This window comes from Streptomyces sp. NPDC049837, assembly GCF_040674455.1.
Taxonomy (GTDB): Bacteria; Actinomycetota; Actinomycetes; order Streptomycetales; family Streptomycetaceae; genus Streptomyces.
Genome location: NZ_JBFAMP010000001.1, coordinates 884,552 through 907,821, shown reverse-complemented (window position 1 = coordinate 907,821; position 23,270 = coordinate 884,552). Strand labels below are relative to the sequence as shown.

Genomic DNA, 23,270 nt, shown 5'->3' with positions numbered 1-23,270 from the left:
GGGGTCCCGGGCATGACTGGCACTCGTATCGCCGCGCTCGGGCACTACCAGCCCGCCAAGGTCCTGACCAACGCCGACCTGACCGCCCTGGTGGACACCAGCGACGAGTGGATCACCAGCCGGGTCGGCATCAGGACCCGCCATGTCGCGGGCCCCGACGAGACGGTCGACGAGATGGCCGCCCACGCGGGCGCCAAGGCGCTGGCCGCCGCCGGGCTCACCCCCGCCGACGTCGACCTGGTCCTGGTCGCCACCTCCACGGCGATCGACCGCTCCCCGAACACCGCGGCCCGGGTCGCGGCCCGGCTCGGCATGGGCTCGCCCGCGACGCTGGACCTCAACGTGGTGTGCGCCGGCTTCACCCACGCGCTGGCGACCGCCGACCACGCCGTACGGGCGGGCTCGGCGACCCGCGCGCTGGTGATCGGCGCCGACAAGATGACCGAGGTCACCGACTGGACCGACCGGACCACCTGCGTCCTGGTCGGCGACGGGGCGGGCGCGGCGGTCGTCGAGGCGGCGCCCGGCGAGGCCGGCATCGGCCCGGTGCTGTGGGGCTCCGTCCCGGAGATGGGCCACGCCGTCCGCATCGAGGGCACCCCGCCGCGCTTCGCCCAGGAGGGCCAGGCGGTCTACCGCTGGGCCACCACCCAACTGCCGCCCATCGCCCGGAAGGTGTGCGAGCGGGCGGGCGTCGCGCCCGAGGAGCTGGCGGCGGTCGTGCTGCACCAGGCGAACCTGCGCATCATCGAGCCGGTCGCGCAGAAGATCGGCGCGGTCAACGCGGTGATCGCCCGCGATGTCACCGAGTCCGGCAACACCTCGGCCGCCTCCATCCCGATGGCGCTCAGCAAGCTGGTCGAGCGCGGCGAGGTCGCCTCCGGCGCGCCCGCCCTGCTCTTCGGCTTCGGCGGCAACCTGTCGTACGCGGGCCAGGTCGTCCGCGTTCCGTGAGTCCTCGTTCCGCGGTCGGCGTTCCGTTGGTCCGCGTTCCGTGACGGGGCGGTGTCGGTCGGTAGACTGTAGACAATAGACAGCCGTTGCAGACGAGGGGGCCGGATGTTGTCCGCAGGACTGCCGCAAGGTGCCGTACCGAGGCTGGAGAGGCCCGGCCCGCTGCGCGAGCGCGTCTACGAGGCGCTGCTCGAACTGATCACCACCCGCGCCCTGCGGCCCGGCCAGCACCTCGTCGAGAGCGAGCTGGCCGGCCACCTCGGGGTCTCCCGCCAGCCGGTGCGCGAGGCGCTCCAGCGGCTCAACACCGAGGGGTGGGTCGATCTGCGCCCCGCCCAGGGTGCGTTCGTCCACGAACCGACGGAGGAGGAGGCGGACCAGCTCCTCTCGGTGCGCACGCTCCTGGAGGCGGAGGCCGCGCGGCTGGCCGCCGCCAACTCCGGTACGGCCGGCATCGCCGCCCTGGAGGAGCTGTGCGCGCGGGGCGAGCGGGCGGTGGCGGACGACGACGTGGACCAGGCGGTGGCCACGAACGCCGCGTTCCACGCCAAGGTGATGGAGCTCGCGGGCAATGTCGTCCTCGCCGAGCTGGCCGCCCAGGTGGACCGCCGGGTCCGCTGGTACTACACGCCGGTCGCCCGGCAGCGGGGCAAGCAGTCCTGGATCGAGCACCGCGAACTGATCGCCGCGATCGCCGCCCGTGACGAGCAGCGCGCCACGGAAGTCATGCGCGCCCACACCGAGCACACCCGCGCCACGTACCACCACCGCGACACGGCCTGACGGTGCCGGTCAGGCCTTTTCACGCCCGACCGCGACGCGCCTGACCGCGACGCGCCCGACCGCGACGCGCCTGACCGCGACGCGCCTGACCGCGACGCGCCTGACCGCGACGCGCCTGACCACGACGCGCCTGACCGCGACGCGCCTGACCGCGACGCGCCTGGTGCGGTCGCGCACCTCGGGGACACGCACGCGTGGGGCTTTGTCCTGGCTGTGGAGAAAGTTGGTACGGATTGCCGCGCAACTTCTTCCCCCTACGGGAAAGCGCTGCTACGTTCCCCCTCGAAAGCAGCACACCAAGGCCGGACACGACGGCGGGGAGGGGCGCGTGAGACGCATGACGGCTCGACCCGCCAACGCGCACCAGGCACGACTGCTGCGGCTGCTGCGCGACGGCGGCCCCAACTCCCGTGCGCAGTTGGGCGACCAGGTCGACCTGTCCCGCTCCAAGCTGGCCGTCGAGGTCGACCGGCTCCTGGAGACCGGGCTCGTGGTGGCGGACGGACTCGCCGCGTCCCGCGGCGGGCGGCGGTCGCACAACATCCGCCTCGCACCCGAACTGCGCTTCCTCGGCGTCGACATCGGCGCCACCTCCATCGATGTCGCCGTCACCAACGCCGAGTTGGAGGTGCTGGGCCACCTCAACCACCCCATGGACGTACGCGACGGACCGGTCGCCGTGTTCGAGCAGGTCCTCGCGATGGCGGCCAAGCTCAGGGCGTCCGGCCTCGCCGAGGGCTTCGACGGCGCCGGGATCGGCGTACCCGGCCCGGTCCGCTTCCCCGAGGGCGTACCGGTCGCGCCGCCGATCATGCCCGGCTGGGACGGGTTCCCCGTCCGGGAGGCGCTCAGCCAGGAGCTGGGCTGCCCGGTCATGGTGGACAACGACGTGAACCTGATGGCGATGGGGGAGCAGCACGCGGGCGTCGCCCGCTCCGTGGGCGACTACCTCTGCGTCAAGATCGGTACGGGTATCGGCTGCGGCATCGTCGTGGGCGGCGAGGTCTACCGGGGTACGACGGGCAGCGCCGGCGACATCGGCCACATCCAGGTCGTACCCGAAGGCCGCGCCTGCGCGTGCGGCAACCGGGGCTGCCTGGAGGCCCACTTCAGCGGTGCCGCGCTCGCCCGGGACGCCGAGGACGCGGCGCGGGCCGGCCGGTCCGACGAGCTCGCCCGGCGCCTGGAGGCGGCGGGGCGGCTCACCGCCGTGGACGTCGCCGCGGGCGCGGCCGCCGGTGACGCCACCTCGCTCGCCCTGATCCGCGAGGGCGGCAACCGCGTCGGTCAGGTCATCGCGGGGCTCGTCAGCTTCTTCAACCCGGGCCTGGTGGTGATCGGCGGCGGGGTGACCGGTCTCGGTCACAACCTGCTCGCCGCCGTCCGCACCCAGGTCTACCGCACCTCCCTGCCCCTGGCCACCGGCAACCTCCCCATCGTCCTGGGGGAGTTGGGCGCCACCGCCGGAGTCATCGGCGCAGCCCGCCTCATCAGCGACCACCTGTTCTCACCGGCCTGACGCACCCGGCCGCACCGGAACCACGGCACCACCCGCACGCGCCCGCATCCGCGAGGGGATTGTCATGGCACCAGAACCACCCCTGCTCACCATGTCCGGCATCACCAAGTCGTTCCCCGGCGTACGCGCCCTCGACGGCGTCGACCTGGAGGTCAGGGCCGGCGAAGTCCACTGCCTCCTCGGCCAGAACGGCGCCGGCAAGTCCACCCTCATCAAGGTCCTCGCCGGCGCCCACCAGCCCGACGACGGCACCATCACCTGGCGCGGCGAGCACGTCACGCTCAAGTCGCCCATCGCCGCCATGCGCCTCGGCATCGCCACCATCTACCAGGAACTGGACCTGGTGGAAGGCCTGTCCGTCGCCGAGAACGTCTTCCTCGGCCACGAGCCCACCACCGCCGGGTTCGTCGTGCGCGGCCGCAGCGCACGCGCCACCACCGCCGCCCTGCTGCGCCGCCTCGGCCACCCGGAGATCGATCCCGCCCGGGCGGTGGGCGACCTGTCCGCCGCCCAGCAGCAGATCGTCTCCATGGCCCGCGCGCTCTCCCACGACGTACGCCTCATCGTGATGGACGAGCCGTCCGCCGCCCTCGACCCCGACGAGACCACCAACCTCTTCCGGATAGTCGCCGACCTCACCGCCGACGGGGTCGCCGTCGTGTATATCTCCCACCGCCTGGAGGAGATCCGCCGCATCGGCGACCGCGTCACCGTCCTCAAGGACGGCCGGGCCGTCGCCGGGGGACTGCCCGCCAAGGACACACCGACGCGCGACATCGTTGCCATGATGACCGGTCGGAATGTCGAGTACGTCTTCCCCGAGCGCCCCTCGGCCGCGCCGCTGGCCGGGGAGCCCGTCCTGAAGGTCGAAGGGCTCGCCCGCGAAGGGGAGTTCGCACCGGTCGACCTGGAACTGCGGCCCGGCGAGATCGTCGGCCTCGCCGGGCTCGTCGGCTCCGGGCGCTCCGAGATCCTGGAGACCGTCTACGGCGCCCGCCGCCCCACCGCCGGACGCGTCCTCGTCGACGGCCGCCCCCTGCGCCCCGGCAGCGTCCGCGCCGCCGTCCGCGCCGGACTCGGCCTCGCCCCGGAGGAACGCAAGGCGCAGGGCCTGCTGATGCTCGAATCCGTCACCCGCAACGTCTCCGTGTCGTCCCTGCCCCGCTTCGCGCGCGGCGGCTGGATCGACCGCGCGGCCGAACGCACCGCCGCCCGCGCCGCCACCCGCGACCTGTCGCTGCGCCCCGACAACCCCGACGCCCGCATCCGCACCCTGTCCGGCGGCAACCAGCAGAAGGCCGTCCTCGCCCGCTGGCTGCTGCGCGGATGCCGCGTCCTCCTCCTCGACGAGCCGACCCGCGGCGTCGACGTCGGCGCCCGCGCCGAGCTGTACGCCGTGATCCGCCGCCTCGCCGACGACGGGCTCGCCGTCCTGCTCGTGTCCAGCGAGGTCCCCGAAGTGCTGGGCCTCGCCGACCGGGTGCTGGTCCTCCGGGAGGGCCGCGTCGTGCACACCGCGCCCGCCCGGGAGCTCGACGAACACCGCGTACTCGACCTTGTGATGGAAGCCCTCTGATGGAAGCCCTGTGATGGAAGGGAGCCCGACGTCATGACGCAGCCCGCTCCGGTCACGACCGCCGAACCACCCGTCGGCAAAGCCGGTGGCCGACCGCCCCTGGGGCTGCGGGCCGACGTCCGCAACCTCTCCCTGCTCGGTGTCCTCGCCGTACTGATCGCGGTCGGCGGCATCACCAAGCCCGACCAGTTCCTCGACACCAACAACCTCCAGCTCGTCCTCACCCAGGCGTCCGTCATCGGTGTCGTCACCGTCGGCATGACGTTCGTCATCACCAGCGGCGGCATCGACCTCTCGGTCGGCGCGATCGTCGCCCTCGCGTCCGTCTGGGCGACCACCGTCGCCACCCAGGAGTACGGCTTCGCGGGCATCCTCTTCACGGCCGTGGTGGTCGGGCTCGGCTGCGGCCTGGTGAACGGCGTGCTCATCGCGTACGGAGGGATGGTCCCCTTCATCGCGACACTCGCCATGCTCGCCTCGGCGCGCGGACTCGCCCTCCAGATCACCGACGGCAAGACCCAGATCGTCACCGTCCAGTCGGTCCTCGACCTCGGCGTCCCGGACGCGTACATCCTCGGCATACCGCCGCTGGTGCTGGTCTTCGCCGCCGTCACCGTCATCGGCTGGCTGCTGCTGAACCGCACCACCTTCGGCCGGCGCACCGTCGCCGTCGGCGGCAACGCGGAGGCGGCCCGGCTCGCCGGGATCGACGTACGCCGCCAGCGCCTCTACCTCTACCTGCTGTCCGGGCTGTGCTGCGGCATCGCGGCCTTCCTGCTGATCGTCCTGGCGGGCTCCGGCCAGAACACCAACGGCAACCTGTACGAACTCGACGCCATCGCCGCCGCCATCATCGGCGGCACCCTGCTCAGCGGCGGTCGCGGCACCATCGCCGGCTCCGTGCTCGGCGTCCTCGTCTTCACCACCATCACCAACATCTTCGCCCTCAACAACCTCCAGAGCGACGTCCAGCAGATCGCCAAGGGCGCGATCATCGTCGCCGCCGTCCTGGTCCAGCGCCGCACCGCGCGCGGCTCCGGCGAGGCCTGACACCCCGCACTCCCCTTGTGTGTCCCGACCCGAAGGGTTCCCCCGCCATGCCACAAACCAGCCGCAGAGGCCTGCTGTTCGGCACCGCCGCCGTCTCCGCCGGTGCCCTGCTGACCGCCTGCACCAGCAACGAACCCAAGAACTCCGCCCCCGCCACCAACAACGTCCCGGCCGCCGACGACAAGCCCGGCACGCCCGTCACCATCGGATTCGCCGGACCGCAGGCAGACCACGGCTGGCTCAACGCCATCAACGTCAACGCCAAGCAGCGGGCCGAGAAGTACTCCGAGGTGACCCTGGAGATCACCGAGGGGTCCAACGACACCGCCACCCAGATCGGCCAGATCCAGACGCTCATCAACAAGAAGGTCGACGTCCTGGTTATCCTGCCGGCCGACGGCAAGGCCCTCACCCAGGTCGGCCTCCAGGCCATGAAGGCCGGCATCCCGGTGATCAACCTCGACCGGATCTTCGCCTCCCCGCAGGCGTACCGCTGCTGGATCGGCGGCGACAACTACGGCATGGGCCTCAACGCCGGCCGCTACATCGGCGAACAGCTCAAGGACAAGCCGAACGCCAAGGTCGTCGAGCTCGCCGGACTGGACAACTTGGAACTGACCAAGCAGCGCACCCAGGGCTTCGACGACGCCCTGAAGAACTACCCCAACATCAAGAAGGTGGCGCGGCAGGCCGCCGAGTTCACCGTCGAGTCCGGCCAGGCCAAGATGGCCCAACTGCTCCAGGCCCAGCAGCAGTTCGACGCCCTGTGGAACCACGACGACGACCAGGGCGTGGGCGCGCTGCGCGCCATCCAGCAGGCCGGCCGGGACGACTTCCTGATGGTCGGCGGGGCGGGCGCCAAGTCGGCGATGGACGCCATCAAAGCCGACAACAGCGTGCTGAAGGCGACCGTCCTCTACCCGCCGACCATGGCCGCCTCCGCCATCGACCTGGCCCGCGCGCTCGGTCAGAAGAAGGGCATCGGAGGCATGTCGGAGCTGGAGATCCCGGCCTCGATCACCCTCTACTCGGCCGTGGTGACCAAGGACAACGTCGACGAGTACCTGCCGACGGGCTTCAGTTGATCCGGCTCTGCCCGCCCCCACCGAGCAACCGACGAGGAGGAATCCGTATGGCGCAGCAGGAACGGACGATCGGCATCGGCATGGTCGGGTACGCGTTCATGGGCGCCGCCCACTCACAGGGCTGGCGCACCGTGGGCCGCGTCTTCGACCTGCCGCTGCGGCCCGTGCTCGCCGCCGTCTGCGGACGTGACGCCGCGGCCGTGCGGGCCGCCGCGGACAAACACGGCTGGGCCGCCGCCGAGACCGACTGGCGCGACCTCGTCGTACGCGACGACGTGGACGTCGTGGACATCTGCACCCCGGGCGACAGCCACGCCGAGATCGCCGTCGCCGCCCTGGAGGCGGGCAAGCACGTGCTGTGCGAGAAGCCCCTCGCCAACACCGTCGCGGAGGCGGAAGCCATGGTCGCGGCCGCCGAACGGGCCCGGACGCGCGGCCAGGTCGCCATGGTCGGCTTCAACTACCGCCGTGTGCCCGCCATGGCGTACGCGCGCGGTCTGATCGCCGACGGCCGTCTGGGCGCGCTGCGCCACGTACGGGTGACATACCTCCAGGACTGGCTGGTCGACCCCGACTTCCCGCTGACGTGGCGGCTGGAGCGCAAGCACGCCGGCTCCGGGGCGCTCGGCGACCTCGGCGCGCACATCGTGGACCTCGCGCAGTACCTGGCGGGGGAGCCGCTCGTGGGGGTGTCGGCGCTCACCGAGACCTTCGTACGCGAGCGGCCGCTGCTCGCCGGGGCGCCGGCCGGGCTCTCGGCGTCGGGGGGCGCCGAGCGCGGGGCCGTCACGGTGGACGACGCGGCCGTGTTCACGGGGCGGCTGGCGTCGGGGGCGCTGGTGTCGTTCGAGGCGACCCGGATGGCGGCGGGCCGCAAGAACGCGCTGCGGCTGGAGATCAACGGGGAGCGCGGATCCCTCGCCTTCGACCTGGAGCGGCTGAACGAGCTGTCGTTCTACGACGGGAGCGACCCCGCGCAGTCGGCCGGCTTCCGGCGCATCCTCGTCACCGAACCGGACCACCCCTACCTGGAGGCGTGGTGGCCGCCCGGCCACGCCCTCGGCTACGAGCACACCTTCGCCCACCAGGCGCGCGATCTCGTCCACGCCATCGCCTCCGGCACCGATCCGGCGCCGTCCTTCGCGGACGGGCTGCGGGTGCAGCGCGTGCTGGCCGCCGTGGAGGAGAGCGCGGAGAAGAACGCCGTCTACACCCCCGTACCGCTGTAGGAGGTCCGCCGTGCCACGTCCCTTCACCCTCTTCACCGGCCAGTGGGCCGACCTGCCGCTGGAGGAGGTCTGCCGCCTCGCCCGTGACTTCGGCTACGACGGTCTCGAACTCGCCTGCTGGGGCGATCACTTCGAGGTCGACAAGGCGCTGGCCGACCCCTCGTACCTGGACGGGCGGCGGGCACTGCTCGACAAGTACGGGCTGAAGTGCTGGGCCATCTCCAACCACCTGGTCGGCCAGGCCGTCTGCGACCACCCCATCGACGAGCGCCACCAGGCGATCGTGCCGGGGCGGATCTGGGGCGACGGCGACCCCGAGGGCGTGCGGCAGCGGGCCGCGCGGGAGCTGGCCGACACCGCGCGGGCGGCCGCCGCGTTCGGGGTGCGCACCGTCATCGGCTTCACCGGGTCGTCCATCTGGCACCTGGTGGCGATGTTCCCGCCGGTGCCGGAGCGGATGATCGAGCGCGGTTACGAGGACTTCGCCGAGCGCTGGAACCCGATCCTGGACGTCTTCGACGCGGAGGGCGTGCGGTTCGCCCACGAGGTCCACCCCAGCGAGATCGCCTACGACTACTGGACCACGCAGCGGGCCCTGGAGGTGGTGGACCGGCGCCCGGCCTTCGGGCTCAACTTCGACCCGAGCCACTTCGTGTGGCAGGACCTGGACCCGGTCGGGTTCCTGTACGACTTCCGGGACCGGATCTACCACGTGGACTGCAAGGAGGCCCGGCGGCGGCTGGACGGCCGCAACGGCCGGCTCGGCTCGCACCTGCCGTGGGGCGACCCCCGGCGCGGCTGGGACTTCGTGTCGGCCGGGCACGGGGACGTGCCGTGGGAGGACGTCTTCCGGATGCTGCGCTCGATCGGTTACGACGGGCCGGTGTCGGTGGAGTGGGAGGACGCCGGGATGGACCGGCTGACCGGCGCGCCGGAAGCGCTTGCCACGCTGAAGCGGTACGACTTCGACCCGCCGGCCGCCTCCTTCGACGCCGCGTTCGGCGGCGCCGACTAGGGAAGAGGGCCAGGTCGGCAGCCCGGTGGTGGTCACCGCCACCGGGCGGCCGGGGCTGCCCTCCCCCCGCTTTGTCCAGCGCCGGGAAAAAGTGCAACTCACGTTCCGCACAAGGGCTTTCGGCTCAGGAGCAACCCGGCTAACGTCCCCTTGCACACCACCCAGGCCTGGACCCGACCAGCGTGACGGCGCACGCCGGTCCCCGGACAACCCGGCGCGGCACCCCCGGGGAGCACCACCTCGAAGCACCACCCGGGAGCCGCCCGATCGAGGCAACACGCCCGTACCCGCGTATCCGGCCTTCTCCGGAGGACATTCGTGCACAGAAAACGGCTCGGAGCGCGCAACGCGCTCGCACTCCTCACCGGCGGCCTGCTCGCCGTGACGTCGTTCGCCCTCGGCGCCCCGCCGGTCGTCGCGGCCGGCGCCCCGGCACCGTCCGCGGCCGATTCCGCCGAGGAGCAGTTCCAGCAGGTCACCCTCGCCAAGGGCGGCGAGGAGGTCGGCGAACCGATGTCGCTGGCCGTGCTGCCCGACCGCAGCGTGCTGCACACCTCGCGCAACGGTGAACTGCGGCGTACCGACGCCGCCGGCAACACCAAGGTCATCGGCTCCGTCCCGGTCTACTCCCACGACGAGGAGGGCCTCCAGGGCGTCGCCCTCGACCCGGACTTCGCACGGAACCGGGCGATATTCCTCTACTACGCGCCCCCGCTCGACACCCCGGCCGGGGACGCGCCCAACGACGGCACGGCAGCCGACTTCGCCAAGTACGAAGGCGTCAACCGCCTTTCCCGGTTCGTACTGAAGGCCGACGGCACCCTCGACAACGCGAGCGAGAAGAAGGTCATCGACATCCCGGCGACGCGCGGCATCTGCTGCCACGTCGGCGGTGACATCGACTTCGACGCGCAGGGCAACCTGTACCTGTCGACGGGCGACGACTCCAACCCCTTCGCCTCCGACGGCTTCACCCCCATCGACGAGCGGCCCACCCGCAACCCCGCGTACGACGCCCGCCGCACCTCGGGCAACACCAACGACCTGCGCGGCAAGATCCTCCGCATCAAGGTCGCCGACGACGGCTCGTACACCGTCCCCGACGGCAACCTCTTCGCGCCCGGCACCGCCAAGACGCGGCCGGAGATCTACGCGATGGGCTTCCGCAACCCGTTCCGCTTCAGCGTCGACAAGAAGACGGGCGTGCTGTACGTCGGCGACTACGGCCCCGACGCGGGCGCGGCCGACCCCAAACGCGGCCCGGCCGGACAGGTCGAGTTCGCCCGCGTGACCAAGCCGGGCAACTTCGGCTGGCCGTTCTGCACCGGCGACAACGACCCGTACGTCGACTACGACTTCGCCACCAAGACCTCCGGCGCCACCTTCGACTGCGCGGCGCCCAAGAACGACTCGCCGCACAACACGGGCCTGGCCGACCTGCCGCCGGCCGAGCCCGCGTGGATCCCGTACGACGGCGGGTCCGTGCCCGAGTTCGGCTCCGGGTCGGAGTCGCCGATGGGCGGGCCGGTGTACCGGTACGACGCCGCTAACCCCTCTCCCGTCAAGTTCCCGGAGGCGTACGACGGCGATTTCTTCGCCGGCGAGTTCGGGCGGCGCTGGATCAAGCGCATCGAACACGGCTCCGACGGGGCGGTGCAGTCCATCAACCCCGTGCCGTGGACGGGCACGCAGGTGATGGACATGGCCTTCGGCCCCGACGGTGCGCTGTACGTCCTGGACTACGGCACCGCCTGGTTCGGCGGCGACGAGAACTCCGGCCTCTACCGGATCGAGAACGCCACCGGGGGCTTCTCGCCGGTCGCCGAGGCGTCGGCGAACAAGACCTCCGGCCAGGCGCCGCTGCGGGTCGCCTTCTCGTCGGCGGGCACGACGGACGCCGACGGCGACGCCCTGACGTACCACTGGGACTTCGGCGACGGCACGGGTACGTCGACGGCCGCAAACCCGACGTACACCTACCGCAAGAACGGCACCTACACCGCGACCGTCACCGCGCGCGACGCATCGGGCCGCACCGGCTCGGCCAGTGTGCACGTCGTCGTCGGCAACACGGCACCCAAGGTGACGCTCGACCTGCCGAAGGACGGCGCGCTGTTCAGCTTCGGCGACGAGATCCCGTTCAAGGTGACCGTCACCGACCCGGAGGACGGCACGATCGACTGCGCCAAGGTCAAGGTCACCTACATCCTCGGCCATGACAGCCACGGCCACCCGGTGACCTCGGCGAACGGCTGCTCGGGCACCATCAAGACGTCGGCCGACGGCGGCCACGACCCGAACGCCAACATCTTCGGGGTCTTCGACGCCGAGTACACCGACGGCGGTGGCGGCGGACAGGCCGCGCTGACCGGCCACGACCAGGCGCAGCTCCAGCCGCGCCACCGGCAGGCCGAGCACTTCTCCGCGCAGTCGGGCATCCGTACGTACGACAAGGCCACCGCGCACGGCGGCAAGACCGTGGGCGACATCGACAACGGTGACTGGATCTCCTTCACGCCCTACAACCTGACCGGCTCCACCAAGCTCACCGCCCGGATCTCGTCGGGTGGCGCGGGCGGCTTCCTGGAGGTACGCACCGGCTCGGCGACCGGCACACTGCTCGGCTCCGCCCCGGTGCCGGTGACCGGCGGCTGGGAGACCTTCCAGGACGTCGACGTCCCGCTGCGGGCCGTCCCGAAGCGGACCACCCAACTGTTCCTGGTGTTCAAGGGCGGGACGGGCGCGCTGTACGACGTGGACGACTTCGAACTGTCGAACACACCGGTCGACCGGACCGCCAAGCGGGTGCTGGTCTTCTCCAAGACCGCCGGCTTCCGGCACGACTCCATCCCGGCCGGCATCGCGGCCCTGAAGGAACTGGGCGCCGCCGGCAGCATCACGGTCGACGCGACGGAGACCGCCGCGCAGTTCACCACGAACAACCTGGCCCGCTACGACGCGGTCGTCTTCCTGTCGACCACCGGTGACGTGCTGAACGCCGAACAGCAGAAGGCGTTCGAGAACTACGTCGCCACGGGCGGCGGCTACGTCGGCGTCCACGCGGCCGCCGACACCGAGTACGACTGGGAGTTCTACGGCGGGCTCGTCGGCGCCCACTTCGCCTCGCATCCGCACATCCAGCCCGCCACGGTCCGGGTGGAGGACCACGAGCACCCGGCCACGTCCCACCTGCCGACGGCCGGCTGGGAGCGTACGGACGAGTGGTACAACTACCGCACCAACCCGCGCGGCCAGGCCCGCATCCTCGCCACCCTCGACGAAACCACCTATCAGGGCGGCACCATGAAGGGCGACCACCCGATCGCCTGGTGCCAGACCTACGAGGGCGGGCGGGCCTTCTACACCGGCGGCGGCCACACGGCGGCCTCCTACGCCGAGCCCGCGTTCCGGCAGCACCTGCTGGGCGGCCTCCGCTACGCCACCGGCCAGGTGAAGGCCGACTGCACGCCACGGACCGGCTACCGCTTCCTCTTCAACGGACACACCCTGGAGGGCTGGAAGCAGGCCGGGCCGGGGAAGTTCACCGTCGTGGACGGTGAGCTGCGCACCGAGGGCGGCATGGGGATGCTCTGGTACCAGGCGAAGGAGCTCTCGTCGTACTCGCTGAAGCTGGACTGGAAGATGGCGGGCGACGACAACTCCGGTGTCTTCGTCGGCTTCCCGGCCTCCGACGACCCCTGGTCGGCCGTGAACAACGGCTACGAGATCCAGATCGACGCGACGGACGCCCCCGAGCGCACCACCGGTGCGGTGTACGGCTTCAAGTCGGCGAACCTCAAGCTCCGTGACCAGGTCCTCCGGCCGCCCGGCCAGTGGAACAGCTACGAGATCAAGGTCCAGGGGGAGCGCCTCCAGGTCTTCCTCAACGGTGTGAAGATCAACGACTTCACCAACACCGACCGTGTCCGCAGCCTGAAGGACGGCTACATCGGCATCCAGAACCACGGCGCCGACGACCAGGTGTCCTTCCGGAACATCCAGCTCAAGGAGCTGCCCTCGTCCTCGTAGGGGGTCGCTCCCGTACAAGCCGGCGGCGGGCGGGGAGGCGCCGTACCCCCCGCCCGCCGCCTCCAACGCACCACACCCAGGGAGGCTGGCCATGTTCGATGAACACCGAGTCGGAGACGCCGGGAGCGCAGGGGCCGCCGGAGACCCGGAGGCCGCCGGAGCCCCCGAGGCGGCCGGAGAGCCCCAGGCCTCCGGGGCCGCCGGCGCCGTCGGCGTCTGGTTCGTCGGGGCGCGCGGCTCCGTCGCCACGACCGCGGTGGCGGGGTGCGCGGCCGTCGCCGCCGGGCTGCACCCGCCGACGGGCATGGTCACCGAAACCCCGCCGTTCGCCGCGTCCGGCCTCCCCTCCCTCTCCTCGCTCGTCTTCGGCGGGCACGACACGGCGGCGTGCCCGCTGCCCAAACGGGCGGAGGAACTGACGGCGGCGGGCGTCCTGCCGCACGGGCTGGCCGCCGCCGTACGCGGTGAACTCGCCGCGGCCGACGCCGAGATCCGCCCCGGTGGCCCCGCCCCCGGCGACACCCGCACCGACGACGAACTCATCATGTCCTTCACCTCCGACATCACCGACTTCACCCGCCGCCACCACCTGGCCCGTACGGTCGTGATCAACGTCGCCTCCACGGAACCCGCCCCGGGCCCGGACGACCCGGGCCTCGCGCCCAGCTCCCTCTACGCGGCCGCCGCACTACGGGCCGGCTGCTCCTACGTCAACTTCACCCCCTCCACCGGGCTGCGCACCGCGGCCCTCGCCGACGCCGTGGCCTCCTGCGGACTTCCCCACGCGGGCCGGGACGGCAAGACCGGCCAGACGCTGCTCCGCTCCGTGCTCGCCCCGATGTTCGTGCAACGCGCCCTGTCCGTACGGGCATGGTCCGGCACCAATCTCCTGGGCGGCGGGGACGGGGCGGCGCTGGCCGACCCCGCCGCGGCGGCCGCGAAGAACGCCGGCAAGGAACGCGTCCTCGCCGATGTGCTCGGCGGTGCCCCGGAGGGCGAGGTCCACATCGACGACGTACCGGCCCTCGGTGACTGGAAGACCGCCTGGGACCACATCGCCTTCGACGGCTTCCTCGGCTCCCGGATGATCCTCCAGACCATCTGGCAGGGCTGCGACTCGGCGCTCGCCGCCCCCTTGGTGCTGGACCTCGCCCGCCTCGTCTCCCGCGCCCACGAGGCCGGCCTCTGGGGGCCCCTGCCCGAGCTCGCCTTCTACTTCAAGGACCCCGACCCGGGCGGCCCGGCGGCCCTCTCCGACCAGTACGCCACGCTCCTCTCCTTCGCCGCCCGCCTCCGGGACTCCGTATGACGCCGCGCCTGCGCGCATGGGCGGAACTCCTCCGCGTCTCCGCGCTGTTCTCCGTGCCGGGCGACGCCCTCGCGGGCGCGGCGGCCGTGGGCGCGCGCCCCAACCGGCGCACCGTGCTGGCCATCGGTTCCTCCCTCTGCCTGTACGAGGCGGGCATGGCGCTCAACGACTGGTCGGACCGCGCCGAGGACGCCGTCGACCGCCCACACCGCCCCATCCCGTCGGGCCGCGTCGCACCGCCCGCCGCCCTGGCCGCCTCCGCCGCGCTGACGGCAACCGGCCTCGCTCTCGCCGCCCGCGCGGGCCGTGCGCCCCTGGTCGTGGCGACCGCCCTGGCGGCGACGGTCTGGGCGTACGACCTGCGCCTGAAGCACACCCGCGCGGCCCCCGCCGCCATGGCCACCGCCCGCGCCCTGGACCTCCTCCTCGGCGCCACGGCCACGGCGACCCGGGCGACCCCGGGGGCGTCGGGCTCGCGGGCGCGGCGGGAGCGCGTCGGTCACGGCGCGCGCCGCGTGGCAGGCGCCGCGACACCGGCCGGAGCCGTCCGGCCGGCAGCGCGAACGGCGTTGGCCGCCCTGCCGTCCGCCGCCGCGCTCGGGGCGCACACCTACGCGGTGACCGCGATCTCCCGTCACGAAGCCCACGGCGGCTCGACGGCCGCCCCGCTCGCGGCCCTCGCGGCCACCGCGACCCTGGCCGCCCTGCTGAGCCGCAGCGGCCACGCGCCGCCGGCCGAGCGCCCCGGCCGGGCAGCCGTGGAGCCCACCCCTCGGGGTTCAAGGAGCGCGGCCCCGGTTTCGGGGCGTGGAGGCCGCCCCACGCCCCTGGGCGCGGGGAGAAGCACCGGGAAGAACCTCGCGGCCCCCGCCCGCCACGCCGCCACGGGCCCGCCGCCCACGCCCCTGACCCTGCCGGGGCGGCAGCCAGTCACCGCCCTCACCGCGGCGGCCTACCTCCGCACCGCCGCCGTCCCCTTCCTGCACGCCGCGCTCAACCCCTCACCACCCCTCACCCAGCGCGCCGTCGGCGGCGGCATCCGCGCCATGATCCCGCTCCAGGCCGCACTCGCCGCCCGGGGTGGAGCCACCGGCACCGGGCTCGCCCTCATGGGGCTCGTCCCCCTCGCCCGCGCACTCGCACGGAAGGTGAGCCCCACATGAGCGCCCCCCACCACACCTCCGCCCGCGACCAGGCCCGCGCCACGGCCCACACCGCCTCCCTCCGCTTCGGCTACGGCACCAACGGCCTCACCGACCTCCGTCTCGACGACGCCCTCACCCTCCTCGCCGACCTCGGGTACGACGGGGTCGGCCTGACGCTGGACCACATGCACCTCGACCCCCTCGCCCCCGACCTGGCCGCCCGCACCGCCCGCGTCGCCCGCCGCCTCGGCGACCTGGGCCTGGGCGTCACCGTCGAGACCGGCGCCCGCTACGTACTCGACCCGCGCCGCAAACACGGCCCCTCCCTCCTCGACCCCGACCCGGACGGCCGCGCCGCCCGCACCCGGCTCCTCATCCGCGCCGTTCAGGTCGCCGCCGACCTGGGCGCGCACGCCGTGCACTGCTTCAGCGGCACCACCCCCGGCGACCTGCCCACCACCGACACCACCGCCGTCTGGAAGCGGCTCGAAGAGTCACTCACCCCCGTCCTGGACGCCGCGGCCACCGCCCGCGTCCCGCTCGCCATCGAACCCGAACCAGGTCACCTCCTCGCCACCCTCGCCGACTTCCACCACCTCCGCCGCCTCCTCGGCGACCCCGGCCCCCACCTCCTCGGCCTCACCCTCGACATCGGCCACTGCCAGTGCCTGGAGCCGGCACCGCCGGCCGACTGCGTACGCGACGCCGCGCCCTGGCTGCGCCACGTCCAGATCGAGGACATGCGGCGCGGCGTCCACGAACACCTGCCGTTCGGCGACGGAGAGATCGACTTCCCGCCCGCCCTGGAAACCCTCGCTGCCACCGGCTACCAGGGCCTGACGGTCGTCGAACTGCCCCGCCACTCCCACGCGGGCCCCGAACTCGCCCGCTCCTCCATCGAGTTCCTCCGCAGCCGGACCGGCACGAAGGGAGAACCGGCACCGTGACGACGCCCCACGAGGAACCGCGCAAGGAACTACACCCGGACCTGCGCAAGGAACTACGCACGGAACTGGACGACCGGCTCGGAGGCGCCGCCCGCGCCTGGCTGCACGAGGCCCTCGCCGAGGCCGCCCACGCCGCCGGCGCCCCACCCGGGCCGCCGAGCCCCTACGTGTCCGCCTCCTGGGAGCTGCGGTTCGCCTCCGCGGGCCGCCACTGCGGCCAGGAACACGCCGACTCCGTACGCACCCTCCTCCTCCACGAGGCCCGCGCCGACACCGACACCCTCACCCGCCTCTACCACCACGGCACCGCCGCCGAGCGCCGCGCCGTCCTGCTCGCCCTCCCATCCCTCGTACCGGGCCCCGAGGCCCTGCCCCTGGTCGAGGACGCCCTGCGCACCAACGACACCCGACTGGTCGCCGCCGCCGTCGGCCCCTACGCCGCCGCCCACCTCGACCCGCACTCCTGGCGGCACGCCGTCCTCAAGTGCCTCTTCACCGGCGTCCCGGTCGACGCCGTCGCCGACCTGCCCCGGCGGGCCCGGGGCGACGCCGAACTGGCCCGGATGCTCGCCGACTACGCCGCCGAACGCACCGCCGCCGGCCGCCCCGTCCCCGCCGGCCTCCACCACGTCCTCGCCCTGACCGTCCCCCCGGAGGAGTCCTGATGCGCATCTTCGACCCGCACATCCACATGACCTCCCGCACCACGGACGACTACCAGGCGATGTACGACGCCGGGGTCCGCGCCCTCGTCGAACCCTCCTTCTGGCTCGGCCAGCCCCGCACCTCGCCCGCCAGCTTCTTCGACTACTTCGACTCCCTCCTCGGCTGGGAACCCTTCCGCGCCGCCCAGTACGGCATCGCCCACCACTGCACCCTCGCCCTCAACCCCAAGGAGGCCAACGACCCCCGCTGCACCCCCGTCCTCGACGCCCTGCCCCGCTATCTCGTCAAGGACTCCGTCGTCGCCGTCGGCGAGATCGGCTACGACTCCATGACCCCCGCCGAGGACACCGCGCTGGCCGCCCAGCTCCAGCTCGCCGCCGACCACGGCCTGCCCGCCCTCGTCCATACCCCGCACCGCGACAAGCTCGCCGGGCTGCGCCGCACCATCGACGTCATCCGCGAATCCCACCTCCCCCCGGAGCGGGTCCTGCTCGATCACCTCAATGAGACAACGGTAAAGGAGGCCACTGACAGCGGCGCCTGGCTCGGCTTCTCCATCTACCCCGACACCAAGATGGACGAGGAGCGCATGGTCGCCATCCTCAAGGAGTACGGGACGGGGCGCGTGCTGGTGAACTCGGCCGCTGACTGGGGCCGGAGCGACCCGCTCAAGACCCGCAAGGTCGGCGACGCCATGCTCGCCGCCGGTTTCACCGACGACGACGTCGACCAGGTCCTGTGGCGCAACCCCGTCGCCTTCTACGGCCTCAGCGGCCGCCTCCACCTCGACCTCCCCTCCCCGGGCACCCTCCACGAGGGCAACTCCATCCTCCGCGGCGGGGAATGAGAGGAGCCGGCCATGCGCTTCCGCCACCCGGACGGCTCCACCATCCACCTCGCCTACTGCACCAACGTCCACCCCGCCGAAACCCTCGACGGCGTCCTCGCCCAACTGCGCGACCACTGCGAACCGGTCCGCAAGCGCCTCGGACGCGACCGCCTCGGCATCGGCCTCTGGCTCGCCAAGAACGCCGCCCACGCCCTCACCACCGACCCCGCCGCCCTGCGCGGCCTCCGCGCCGAGCTCGACCGCCGCGGCCTTGAAGTCGTCACCCTCAACGGCTTCCCCTACGAAGGCTTCGGCTCCGACGAGGTCAAGTACCGCGTCTACCAGCCCGACTGGACCCGGCCCGAACGCCTGGCCCACACCACCGACCTGGCCCGCCTCCTCGCCGCGCTCCTGCCCGACGACGTCACCGAAGGCTCCATTTCCACCCTGCCCCTCGCCTGGCGCACCTCCTTCGGCACCGCCGCCGCCAACACCGCCCGCACCGCGCTGATCACCCTCGCCGAGCGCCTGGACGCCCTCGAAGACCTCACCGGCATGTCCATCCGCATCGGCCTCGAACCCGAGCCCGGCTGCGTGATCGAGACCACCGCCGACGCGATCGGCCCGATCACCGACGTATCAAGCCCGCGCATCGGCATCTGTGTCGACACCTGTCATCTCGCCACCTCCTTCGAAAGTCCCCACACCGCCCTGGACGCCCTCCTCGCGGCCCACGTCCCGATCCCCAAGGCCCAGCTCTCCGCGGCCCTCCACGCCGAACACCCTCACCTCCCCGAGGTACGCGAAGCCCTCGCCGCCTTCGCCGAACCGCGCTTCCTCCACCAGACCCGCACCAGCACCGCCGCCGGCCTGCGCGGCACCGACGACCTCGCCGAGGCCCTCGGCGGCGAAACCCTCCCCGACGGCGCCCCCTGGCGCGCCCACTTCCACGTCCCCCTGCACAGCGCCCCGGCCGCGCCCCTCACCTCCACCCTTCCCGTGCTCCAGGACACCCTGGCCCGGCTCGTCGGCGGCCCGGTCCCGCACACCCGCCACCTCGAAGTCGAGACCTACACCTGGCAGGCCCTCCCGCCCGACCTCCGCCCCCGCACCCGGAGCCGGCTCGCCGACGGCATCGCCGCCGAACTCACCCTCGCCCGCGACCTCCTCACCGACCTCGGCCTCAAGGAACTGCCATGACCCAGCCCACCCCCCTCCTGGTCCTGGACGTCGTCGGCCTCACCCCCCAGCTCCTCGACCACATGCCCCACCTCAAGCGGCTCGCCCAGTCCGGCTCCCACGCCCCGCTCGGCACCGTCCTGCCCGCCGTCACCTGCACCGCCCAGTCCACCTTCCTCACCGGCACCCTCCCCTCCGAACACGGCATCGTCGGCAACGGCTGGTACTTCCGCGAACTCGGCGACGTCCTGCTGTGGCGCCAGCACAACGGACTCGTCTCCGGCGACAAACTCTGGGACGCCGCCCGCCGCGCCCACCCCGGCTACACCGTCGCCAACATCTGCTGGTGGTACGCCATGGGCGCCGACACCGACATCACCGTCACCCCCCGTCCCGTCTACTACGCCGACGGCCGCAAGGAACCCGACTGCTACACCCGGCCCCCGGCCCTGCACGACGAACTCACCAGCAAGTTCGGCACCTTCCCCCTCTTCCACTTCTGGGGCCCCGGCGCCGACATCGTCTCCAGCCAGTGGATCGTCGACGCCACCCGCCACATCATCCGCACCCGCACCCCCGACCTCGCCCTGTGCTACCTGCCACACCTCGACTACGACCTCCAGCGCTACGGCCCCGACGATCCGCGCGCCCACCGCGCCGCCGCCGACCTCGACGCGGTGATGGCCCCCCTCCTCGACGACGCGAGGGCCGAAGGCCGCACCGTCGTCGCCCTCTCCGAATACGGCATCACCCGGGTGAACCGGCACGTCGACATCAACCGCGCCCTGCGCCGCGCCGGCCTGCTCGAGGTCCACACCCAGGACGGCATGGAGTACCTCGACCCCATGGCCTCCCGGGCGTTCGCCGTCGCCGACCACCAGATCGCCCACGTCTACGTACGACACCCCGAGAACCCCGAGAACCTGACCGCCGCCCGTGACGCCCTCGCCGGCGTACCCGGCATCGAGACGCTCCTCGACGACGAGGGCAAGAAGGCCCACGGACTGGACCACCCCCGCTCGGGCGAGCTCGTCGCCCTCGCCGAGCCCGACGCCTGGTTCACGTACTACTACTGGCTCGACGACGCCCGCGCGCCCGACTTCGCCCAGCTCGTCGAGATCCACCGCAAGCCCGGCTACGACCCCGTCGAGCTGTTCATGGACCCCCTCGACCCCTACGTACGGCTCAAGGCGGCCACGGCGATCGCCCGCAAGAAGCTGGGCATGCGCTACCGCATGGCGGTCGTGCCCCTCGACCCCTCACCTATTCGCGGCAGCCATGGCCGCCTCCCCACGAGTGACGACAGTGACACCGGGCCACTCATCCTGTGCTCCACCCCCCGCGCGCTACCGGGCCGCGTCGCGGCCACCGATGTGAAGTCCCTGCTGCTTCAACTCGCGGGTCTCCACTGACCTGATCCCAGTGAAGCAGACGCCACCGACAACGAGGAGTTATCCACATGCCGCGCACGACCAGGACCACCGACCCCGAGCTCGCGCACAGGCTCAGCAGACGCAACATGCTCGGTGTCGCCGCCGGCGCCACCGCCGCCGCCCTCCTCGGCGGCACCACGACCGCCGCCTCGGCCGCCGAGGCCACCGCCCCGAGCAGCGGCCACGGCCGCCCCGTTCTGCCTCCCGGCCGCCTCGGCATCCAGCTCTACTCACTGCGCGACAAGGTCTCCACCCTCGGCTTCGCCAAGGTCTTCGAGGAACTGCGGCGCTTCGGCTACGACGAGGTCGAGTACGCCGGATACTCCCAGGGCTCCGCCGGCCCCATCACCCTCGCCCAGCTCAGGCGGCTCACCCGCGACCACGGCCTGCGCGCCATCGGCAGCCACGTCGGCTACTACTCCTCCGACCCCAAGGCGTACACCTTCGCCCAGAACCTGACGAAGGTCCTCGACGACGCCCAGGCCCTCGGCCTGAAGCACATCGGCACCGCCTCCGGCCCCTGGCGCTACGGCGCCACCGTCGACGGCTGGAAGCGCTGCGCCGAGGAGTTCAACCACTACGGCGCCGAGGCGAAGAAGCGCGGCATGAAGTTCTACCAGCACAACCACGCCGAGGAGTTCTCCTTCGCCACCGACCGGCCCGACGTCCGCCTCTACGACGTGCTGCTCGCCGAGACCGACCCCGACCTCGTCTACCTGGAGATGGACATCTACTGGGCGTACGCCGGTCAGTTCCGGTTCGGCAAGCGCGCCGACGGCACGCCCGCGCCCTTCGACCCCCTCGCCTACGTACTGAAGCAGCCCGACCGCTACCCGCTCTTCCACGTCAAGGACGGTGAACGCGACGACTCCGCCCGCGACGGCTACCGGATGGTGGACGTCGGGGACGGAGACATCGACTACCAGCGTTTCATCTCGGCGGTCACCCGGACCCACGGCGGCCGGCGCGATCACCACTGGCAGGCCGAACACGACAACCCGGCCGAGTCCTTCGCCTTCGCCCGCAAGTCGAGCGCGCACCTGCACTCGCTGCGCGAAAAAGACTGTTAGGGCCTAGATATCCCGGCTGATCGGTCGCGGGTTCGCCCTGATGTGGCGTGCCCGCGGCCGCCCCGGGGGGTGCAGGAACAGCGCCACGCAGCCGGCGAACAGCGAGATCGAACCCGCCAGGACGAAGGCGCCGCCGTAGCCCCAGGCGCCCACCACCACGGCGCCCATGCCGGAGCCGAGGAGCCCGGACACCAGCTTCGAGCTGTAGACCAGCCCGTAGTTGGAGGCGTTGTTGTTCTCCCCGAAGTAGTCCGCCGTCATCGCCGCGAACATCGGGAAGATCGCCCCGCCGCCGAACCCGGAAATGCTGGAGAACAGCAGGAACAGCGGCAGATTGCCGATGTTGCCGGCGAGCAGGATGCCGTACTGCGACAGCCCCAGCACGATGCAGACGAAGATCAGGCACTGTTTGCGCCCGTACCGGTCCGACAGCCAGCCGATGACCCCGCGCCCCGTGCCGTTCACGATCGCCTTCAGGGACATCGCCGTCGCCACGATGCCTCCGGCGAACCCGGCCTCGTCACCGAACGGCACCTGGAAGGCGATACCGAAGATGTTCACCCCGGACGTGCACAGCAGGCAGAACCACATCAGGGCCACCCGGCCGGTCTGCCAGGCCTCCTTGGGGGTGTACTGCTTCACGGCGGGCGGATTCTTCTCCAGCGCGCGCCGCGCCCTCGGGTCGTCGGGCTTCTTCAGCGGGTCGACCTCGGCAGGCCACCAGTTCTTCGGCGGGTCCTGGAAGAAGTACCCGGCGACCGCCACCGTCGCCGCCAGGAACAGCCCGACCGACACCAGCACCCAGCGGAAGTTCGTCAGGTCCATGTACCCGGTGAAGATGAAGACGAAGGGCACCGAGCCATAGGCGAAGCCGCCGTTGACGAAGCCCGTCTTGCCGCCCTTGCGCTCCGGGTACCACTTGCCGACCATGTTCACGCAGGTCGCGTAGACCATGCCCGCGCCCATGCCGCTGAACATGCCGAAACCGACGTACGCCACGATGACGTGCGGCGCGTACGCGAGCGAGAGGTAGCCGAGCAGAGTGCCCAGCGCGCCCAGCATCATCGCCCACCGCGCCGGCAGCTTCCCGCTCTCACGCAGCTTGCCGGCCGGGAAGGCCACCGCGGCCTGGAAGAAGACCCACACCCCGAGCATCCAGAAGATGTGCTGACTGCTCCAACTGTGCGCCGTGTGCAGGGTCTCCTCGGCGGACGCGAACGCGTACTCCGCCGAGCTGATGCCCATCATGCCGACCCACGGCAGGATGACCATCCATTTGCGCTTGCGGCCCATGATGTCGACATCGGACTCGCCGATGCGGTACACGCGGCCGTTGGCGTCCGTCACCTCCCTGTAGGGGACGGGTGTGGAGATGTGTGTTGTCGCCATGTCGATCGAACCCCTTGCGTCGAAGAAGCCAGGCCAGCGCCCCCTGTCCGTACTTCTCGTGCG

18 protein-coding genes are annotated in these 23,270 nt (G+C 72.1%); 17 read left to right on the top strand and 1 reads right to left on the bottom strand.

What is annotated here, in order from left to right; all coding sequences use genetic code 11:
* The first annotated feature begins 12 nt into the window (after nt 1-12).
* The 17 genes from AB0J57_RS04035 (at nt 13) to AB0J57_RS03955 (ending at nt 21,818) form a co-directional block, all read left to right on the top strand.
* Nucleotides 13-954 (top strand): beta-ketoacyl-ACP synthase III, encoded by a 942-nt coding sequence (locus tag AB0J57_RS04035; RefSeq protein WP_366126325.1) that lies wholly within the window; start codon nt 13-15, stop codon nt 952-954.
* 105 nt (nt 955-1,059) lie between these two features.
* The gene (locus tag AB0J57_RS04030; RefSeq protein WP_366126324.1) at nt 1,060-1,737 is read left to right on the top strand and encodes a GntR family transcriptional regulator; all 678 of its coding nucleotides are present in this window, start codon (nt 1,060-1,062) and stop codon (nt 1,735-1,737) included.
* Between the two features lie 337 nt (nt 1,738-2,074).
* Nucleotides 2,075-3,256 carry an ROK family transcriptional regulator gene (locus AB0J57_RS04025; RefSeq protein ID WP_366126323.1) on the top strand — a complete coding sequence of 394 codons (1,182 nt, stop codon included), beginning with the start codon at nt 2,075-2,077 and terminating at the stop codon, nt 3,254-3,256.
* A 64-nt stretch (nt 3,257-3,320) separates the two neighbouring features.
* Nucleotides 3,321-4,832, top strand: a complete 1,512-nt coding sequence (locus tag AB0J57_RS04020; protein WP_366126322.1) for a sugar ABC transporter ATP-binding protein — start codon at nt 3,321-3,323, stop codon at nt 4,830-4,832.
* 33 nt (nt 4,833-4,865) lie between these two features.
* On the top strand, nt 4,866-5,882 hold the full coding sequence (locus tag AB0J57_RS04015; protein ID WP_366126321.1) for an ABC transporter permease: 1,017 nt from the start codon (nt 4,866-4,868) through the stop codon (nt 5,880-5,882).
* A 47-nt stretch (nt 5,883-5,929) separates the two neighbouring features.
* Complete coding sequence (locus AB0J57_RS04010) at nt 5,930-6,967, top strand: substrate-binding domain-containing protein (RefSeq protein WP_366126320.1); 1,038 nt, start codon at nt 5,930-5,932, stop codon at nt 6,965-6,967.
* Between the two features lie 47 nt (nt 6,968-7,014).
* On the top strand, nt 7,015-8,196 hold the full coding sequence (locus tag AB0J57_RS04005; protein ID WP_366126319.1) for a Gfo/Idh/MocA family oxidoreductase: 1,182 nt from the start codon (nt 7,015-7,017) through the stop codon (nt 8,194-8,196).
* 10 nt (nt 8,197-8,206) lie between these two features.
* Entirely contained in the window at nt 8,207-9,211 is a 1,005-nt protein-coding gene (locus AB0J57_RS04000) for a sugar phosphate isomerase/epimerase family protein (RefSeq protein WP_366126318.1), read from the top strand.
* Nucleotides 9,212-9,529: 318 nt separating this feature from the next.
* Complete coding sequence (locus AB0J57_RS03995; RefSeq protein WP_366126317.1) at nt 9,530-13,240, top strand: ThuA domain-containing protein; 3,711 nt, start codon at nt 9,530-9,532, stop codon at nt 13,238-13,240.
* 91 nt (nt 13,241-13,331) lie between these two features.
* On the top strand, nt 13,332-14,549 hold the full coding sequence (locus AB0J57_RS03990; protein ID WP_366126316.1) for an inositol-3-phosphate synthase: 1,218 nt from the start codon (nt 13,332-13,334) through the stop codon (nt 14,547-14,549).
* Complete coding sequence (locus AB0J57_RS03985) at nt 14,546-15,712, top strand: SCO3242 family prenyltransferase (protein WP_366126315.1); 1,167 nt, start codon at nt 14,546-14,548, stop codon at nt 15,710-15,712. The genes AB0J57_RS03990 and AB0J57_RS03985 overlap by 4 nt, the downstream gene beginning before the upstream one ends.
* Nucleotides 15,709-16,641: a sugar phosphate isomerase/epimerase family protein gene (locus AB0J57_RS03980; protein ID WP_366126314.1), complete on the top strand. Its 933-nt coding sequence runs from the start codon at nt 15,709-15,711 to the stop codon at nt 16,639-16,641. The genes AB0J57_RS03985 and AB0J57_RS03980 overlap by 4 nt, the downstream gene beginning before the upstream one ends.
* A 41-nt stretch (nt 16,642-16,682) precedes the next feature.
* Nucleotides 16,683-17,306 (top strand): EboA domain-containing protein, encoded by a 624-nt coding sequence (locus AB0J57_RS03975; protein ID WP_366126476.1) that lies wholly within the window; start codon nt 16,683-16,685, stop codon nt 17,304-17,306.
* Entirely contained in the window at nt 17,306-18,154 is an 849-nt protein-coding gene (locus tag AB0J57_RS03970) for a TatD family hydrolase (protein ID WP_366126313.1), read from the top strand. The genes AB0J57_RS03975 and AB0J57_RS03970 overlap by 1 nt, the downstream gene beginning before the upstream one ends.
* Before the next feature lie 12 nt (nt 18,155-18,166).
* Nucleotides 18,167-19,336, top strand: a complete 1,170-nt coding sequence (eboE, locus tag AB0J57_RS03965) for a metabolite traffic protein EboE (RefSeq protein ID WP_366126312.1) — start codon at nt 18,167-18,169, stop codon at nt 19,334-19,336.
* Complete coding sequence (locus tag AB0J57_RS03960; RefSeq protein WP_366126311.1) at nt 19,333-20,727, top strand: nucleotide pyrophosphatase/phosphodiesterase family protein; 1,395 nt, start codon at nt 19,333-19,335, stop codon at nt 20,725-20,727. The genes eboE and AB0J57_RS03960 overlap by 4 nt, the downstream gene beginning before the upstream one ends.
* 47 nt (nt 20,728-20,774) lie before the next feature.
* Nucleotides 20,775-21,818 carry a sugar phosphate isomerase/epimerase gene (locus AB0J57_RS03955; RefSeq protein ID WP_366126310.1) on the top strand — a complete coding sequence of 348 codons (1,044 nt, stop codon included), beginning with the start codon at nt 20,775-20,777 and terminating at the stop codon, nt 21,816-21,818.
* A gap of 3 nt (nt 21,819-21,821) precedes the next feature.
* Here AB0J57_RS03955 and AB0J57_RS03950 read toward each other — a convergent pair whose 3' ends face one another.
* Nucleotides 21,822-23,207 (bottom strand): OFA family MFS transporter, encoded by a 1,386-nt coding sequence (locus tag AB0J57_RS03950; RefSeq protein ID WP_366126309.1) that lies wholly within the window; start codon nt 23,205-23,207, stop codon nt 21,822-21,824.
* Nucleotides 23,208-23,270: the final 63 nt, after the last annotated feature.

What these genes read in the sequence shown, in the direction of transcription:
- AB0J57_RS04010 (WP_366126320.1), top strand. Translation starts at nt 5,930, where the DNA reads ATGCCACAAACCAGCCGCAGAGGCCTGCTGTTCGGCACCGCCGCCGTC.
- AB0J57_RS04025 (WP_366126323.1), top strand. Translation starts at nt 2,075, where the DNA reads ATGACGGCTCGACCCGCCAACGCGCACCAGGCACGACTGCTGCGGCTG.
- eboE (WP_366126312.1), top strand. Translation starts at nt 18,167, where the DNA reads ATGCGCTTCCGCCACCCGGACGGCTCCACCATCCACCTCGCCTACTGC.
- AB0J57_RS03970 (WP_366126313.1), top strand. Translation starts at nt 17,306, where the DNA reads ATGCGCATCTTCGACCCGCACATCCACATGACCTCCCGCACCACGGAC.
- AB0J57_RS04020 (WP_366126322.1), top strand. Translation starts at nt 3,321, where the DNA reads ATGGCACCAGAACCACCCCTGCTCACCATGTCCGGCATCACCAAGTCG.
- AB0J57_RS03990 (WP_366126316.1), top strand. Translation starts at nt 13,332, where the DNA reads ATGTTCGATGAACACCGAGTCGGAGACGCCGGGAGCGCAGGGGCCGCC.
- AB0J57_RS03950 (WP_366126309.1), bottom strand. Translation starts at nt 23,207, where the DNA reads ATGGCGACAACACACATCTCCACACCCGTCCCCTACAGGGAGGTGACG.
- AB0J57_RS04005 (WP_366126319.1), top strand. Translation starts at nt 7,015, where the DNA reads ATGGCGCAGCAGGAACGGACGATCGGCATCGGCATGGTCGGGTACGCG.
- AB0J57_RS04015 (WP_366126321.1), top strand. Translation starts at nt 4,866, where the DNA reads ATGACGCAGCCCGCTCCGGTCACGACCGCCGAACCACCCGTCGGCAAA.
- AB0J57_RS03955 (WP_366126310.1), top strand. Translation starts at nt 20,775, where the DNA reads ATGCCGCGCACGACCAGGACCACCGACCCCGAGCTCGCGCACAGGCTC.
- AB0J57_RS04035 (WP_366126325.1), top strand. Translation starts at nt 13, where the DNA reads ATGACTGGCACTCGTATCGCCGCGCTCGGGCACTACCAGCCCGCCAAG.
- AB0J57_RS03980 (WP_366126314.1), top strand. Translation starts at nt 15,709, where the DNA reads ATGAGCGCCCCCCACCACACCTCCGCCCGCGACCAGGCCCGCGCCACG.
- AB0J57_RS03960 (WP_366126311.1), top strand. Translation starts at nt 19,333, where the DNA reads ATGACCCAGCCCACCCCCCTCCTGGTCCTGGACGTCGTCGGCCTCACC.
- AB0J57_RS04030 (WP_366126324.1), top strand. Translation starts at nt 1,060, where the DNA reads ATGTTGTCCGCAGGACTGCCGCAAGGTGCCGTACCGAGGCTGGAGAGG.
- AB0J57_RS03985 (WP_366126315.1), top strand. Translation starts at nt 14,546, where the DNA reads ATGACGCCGCGCCTGCGCGCATGGGCGGAACTCCTCCGCGTCTCCGCG.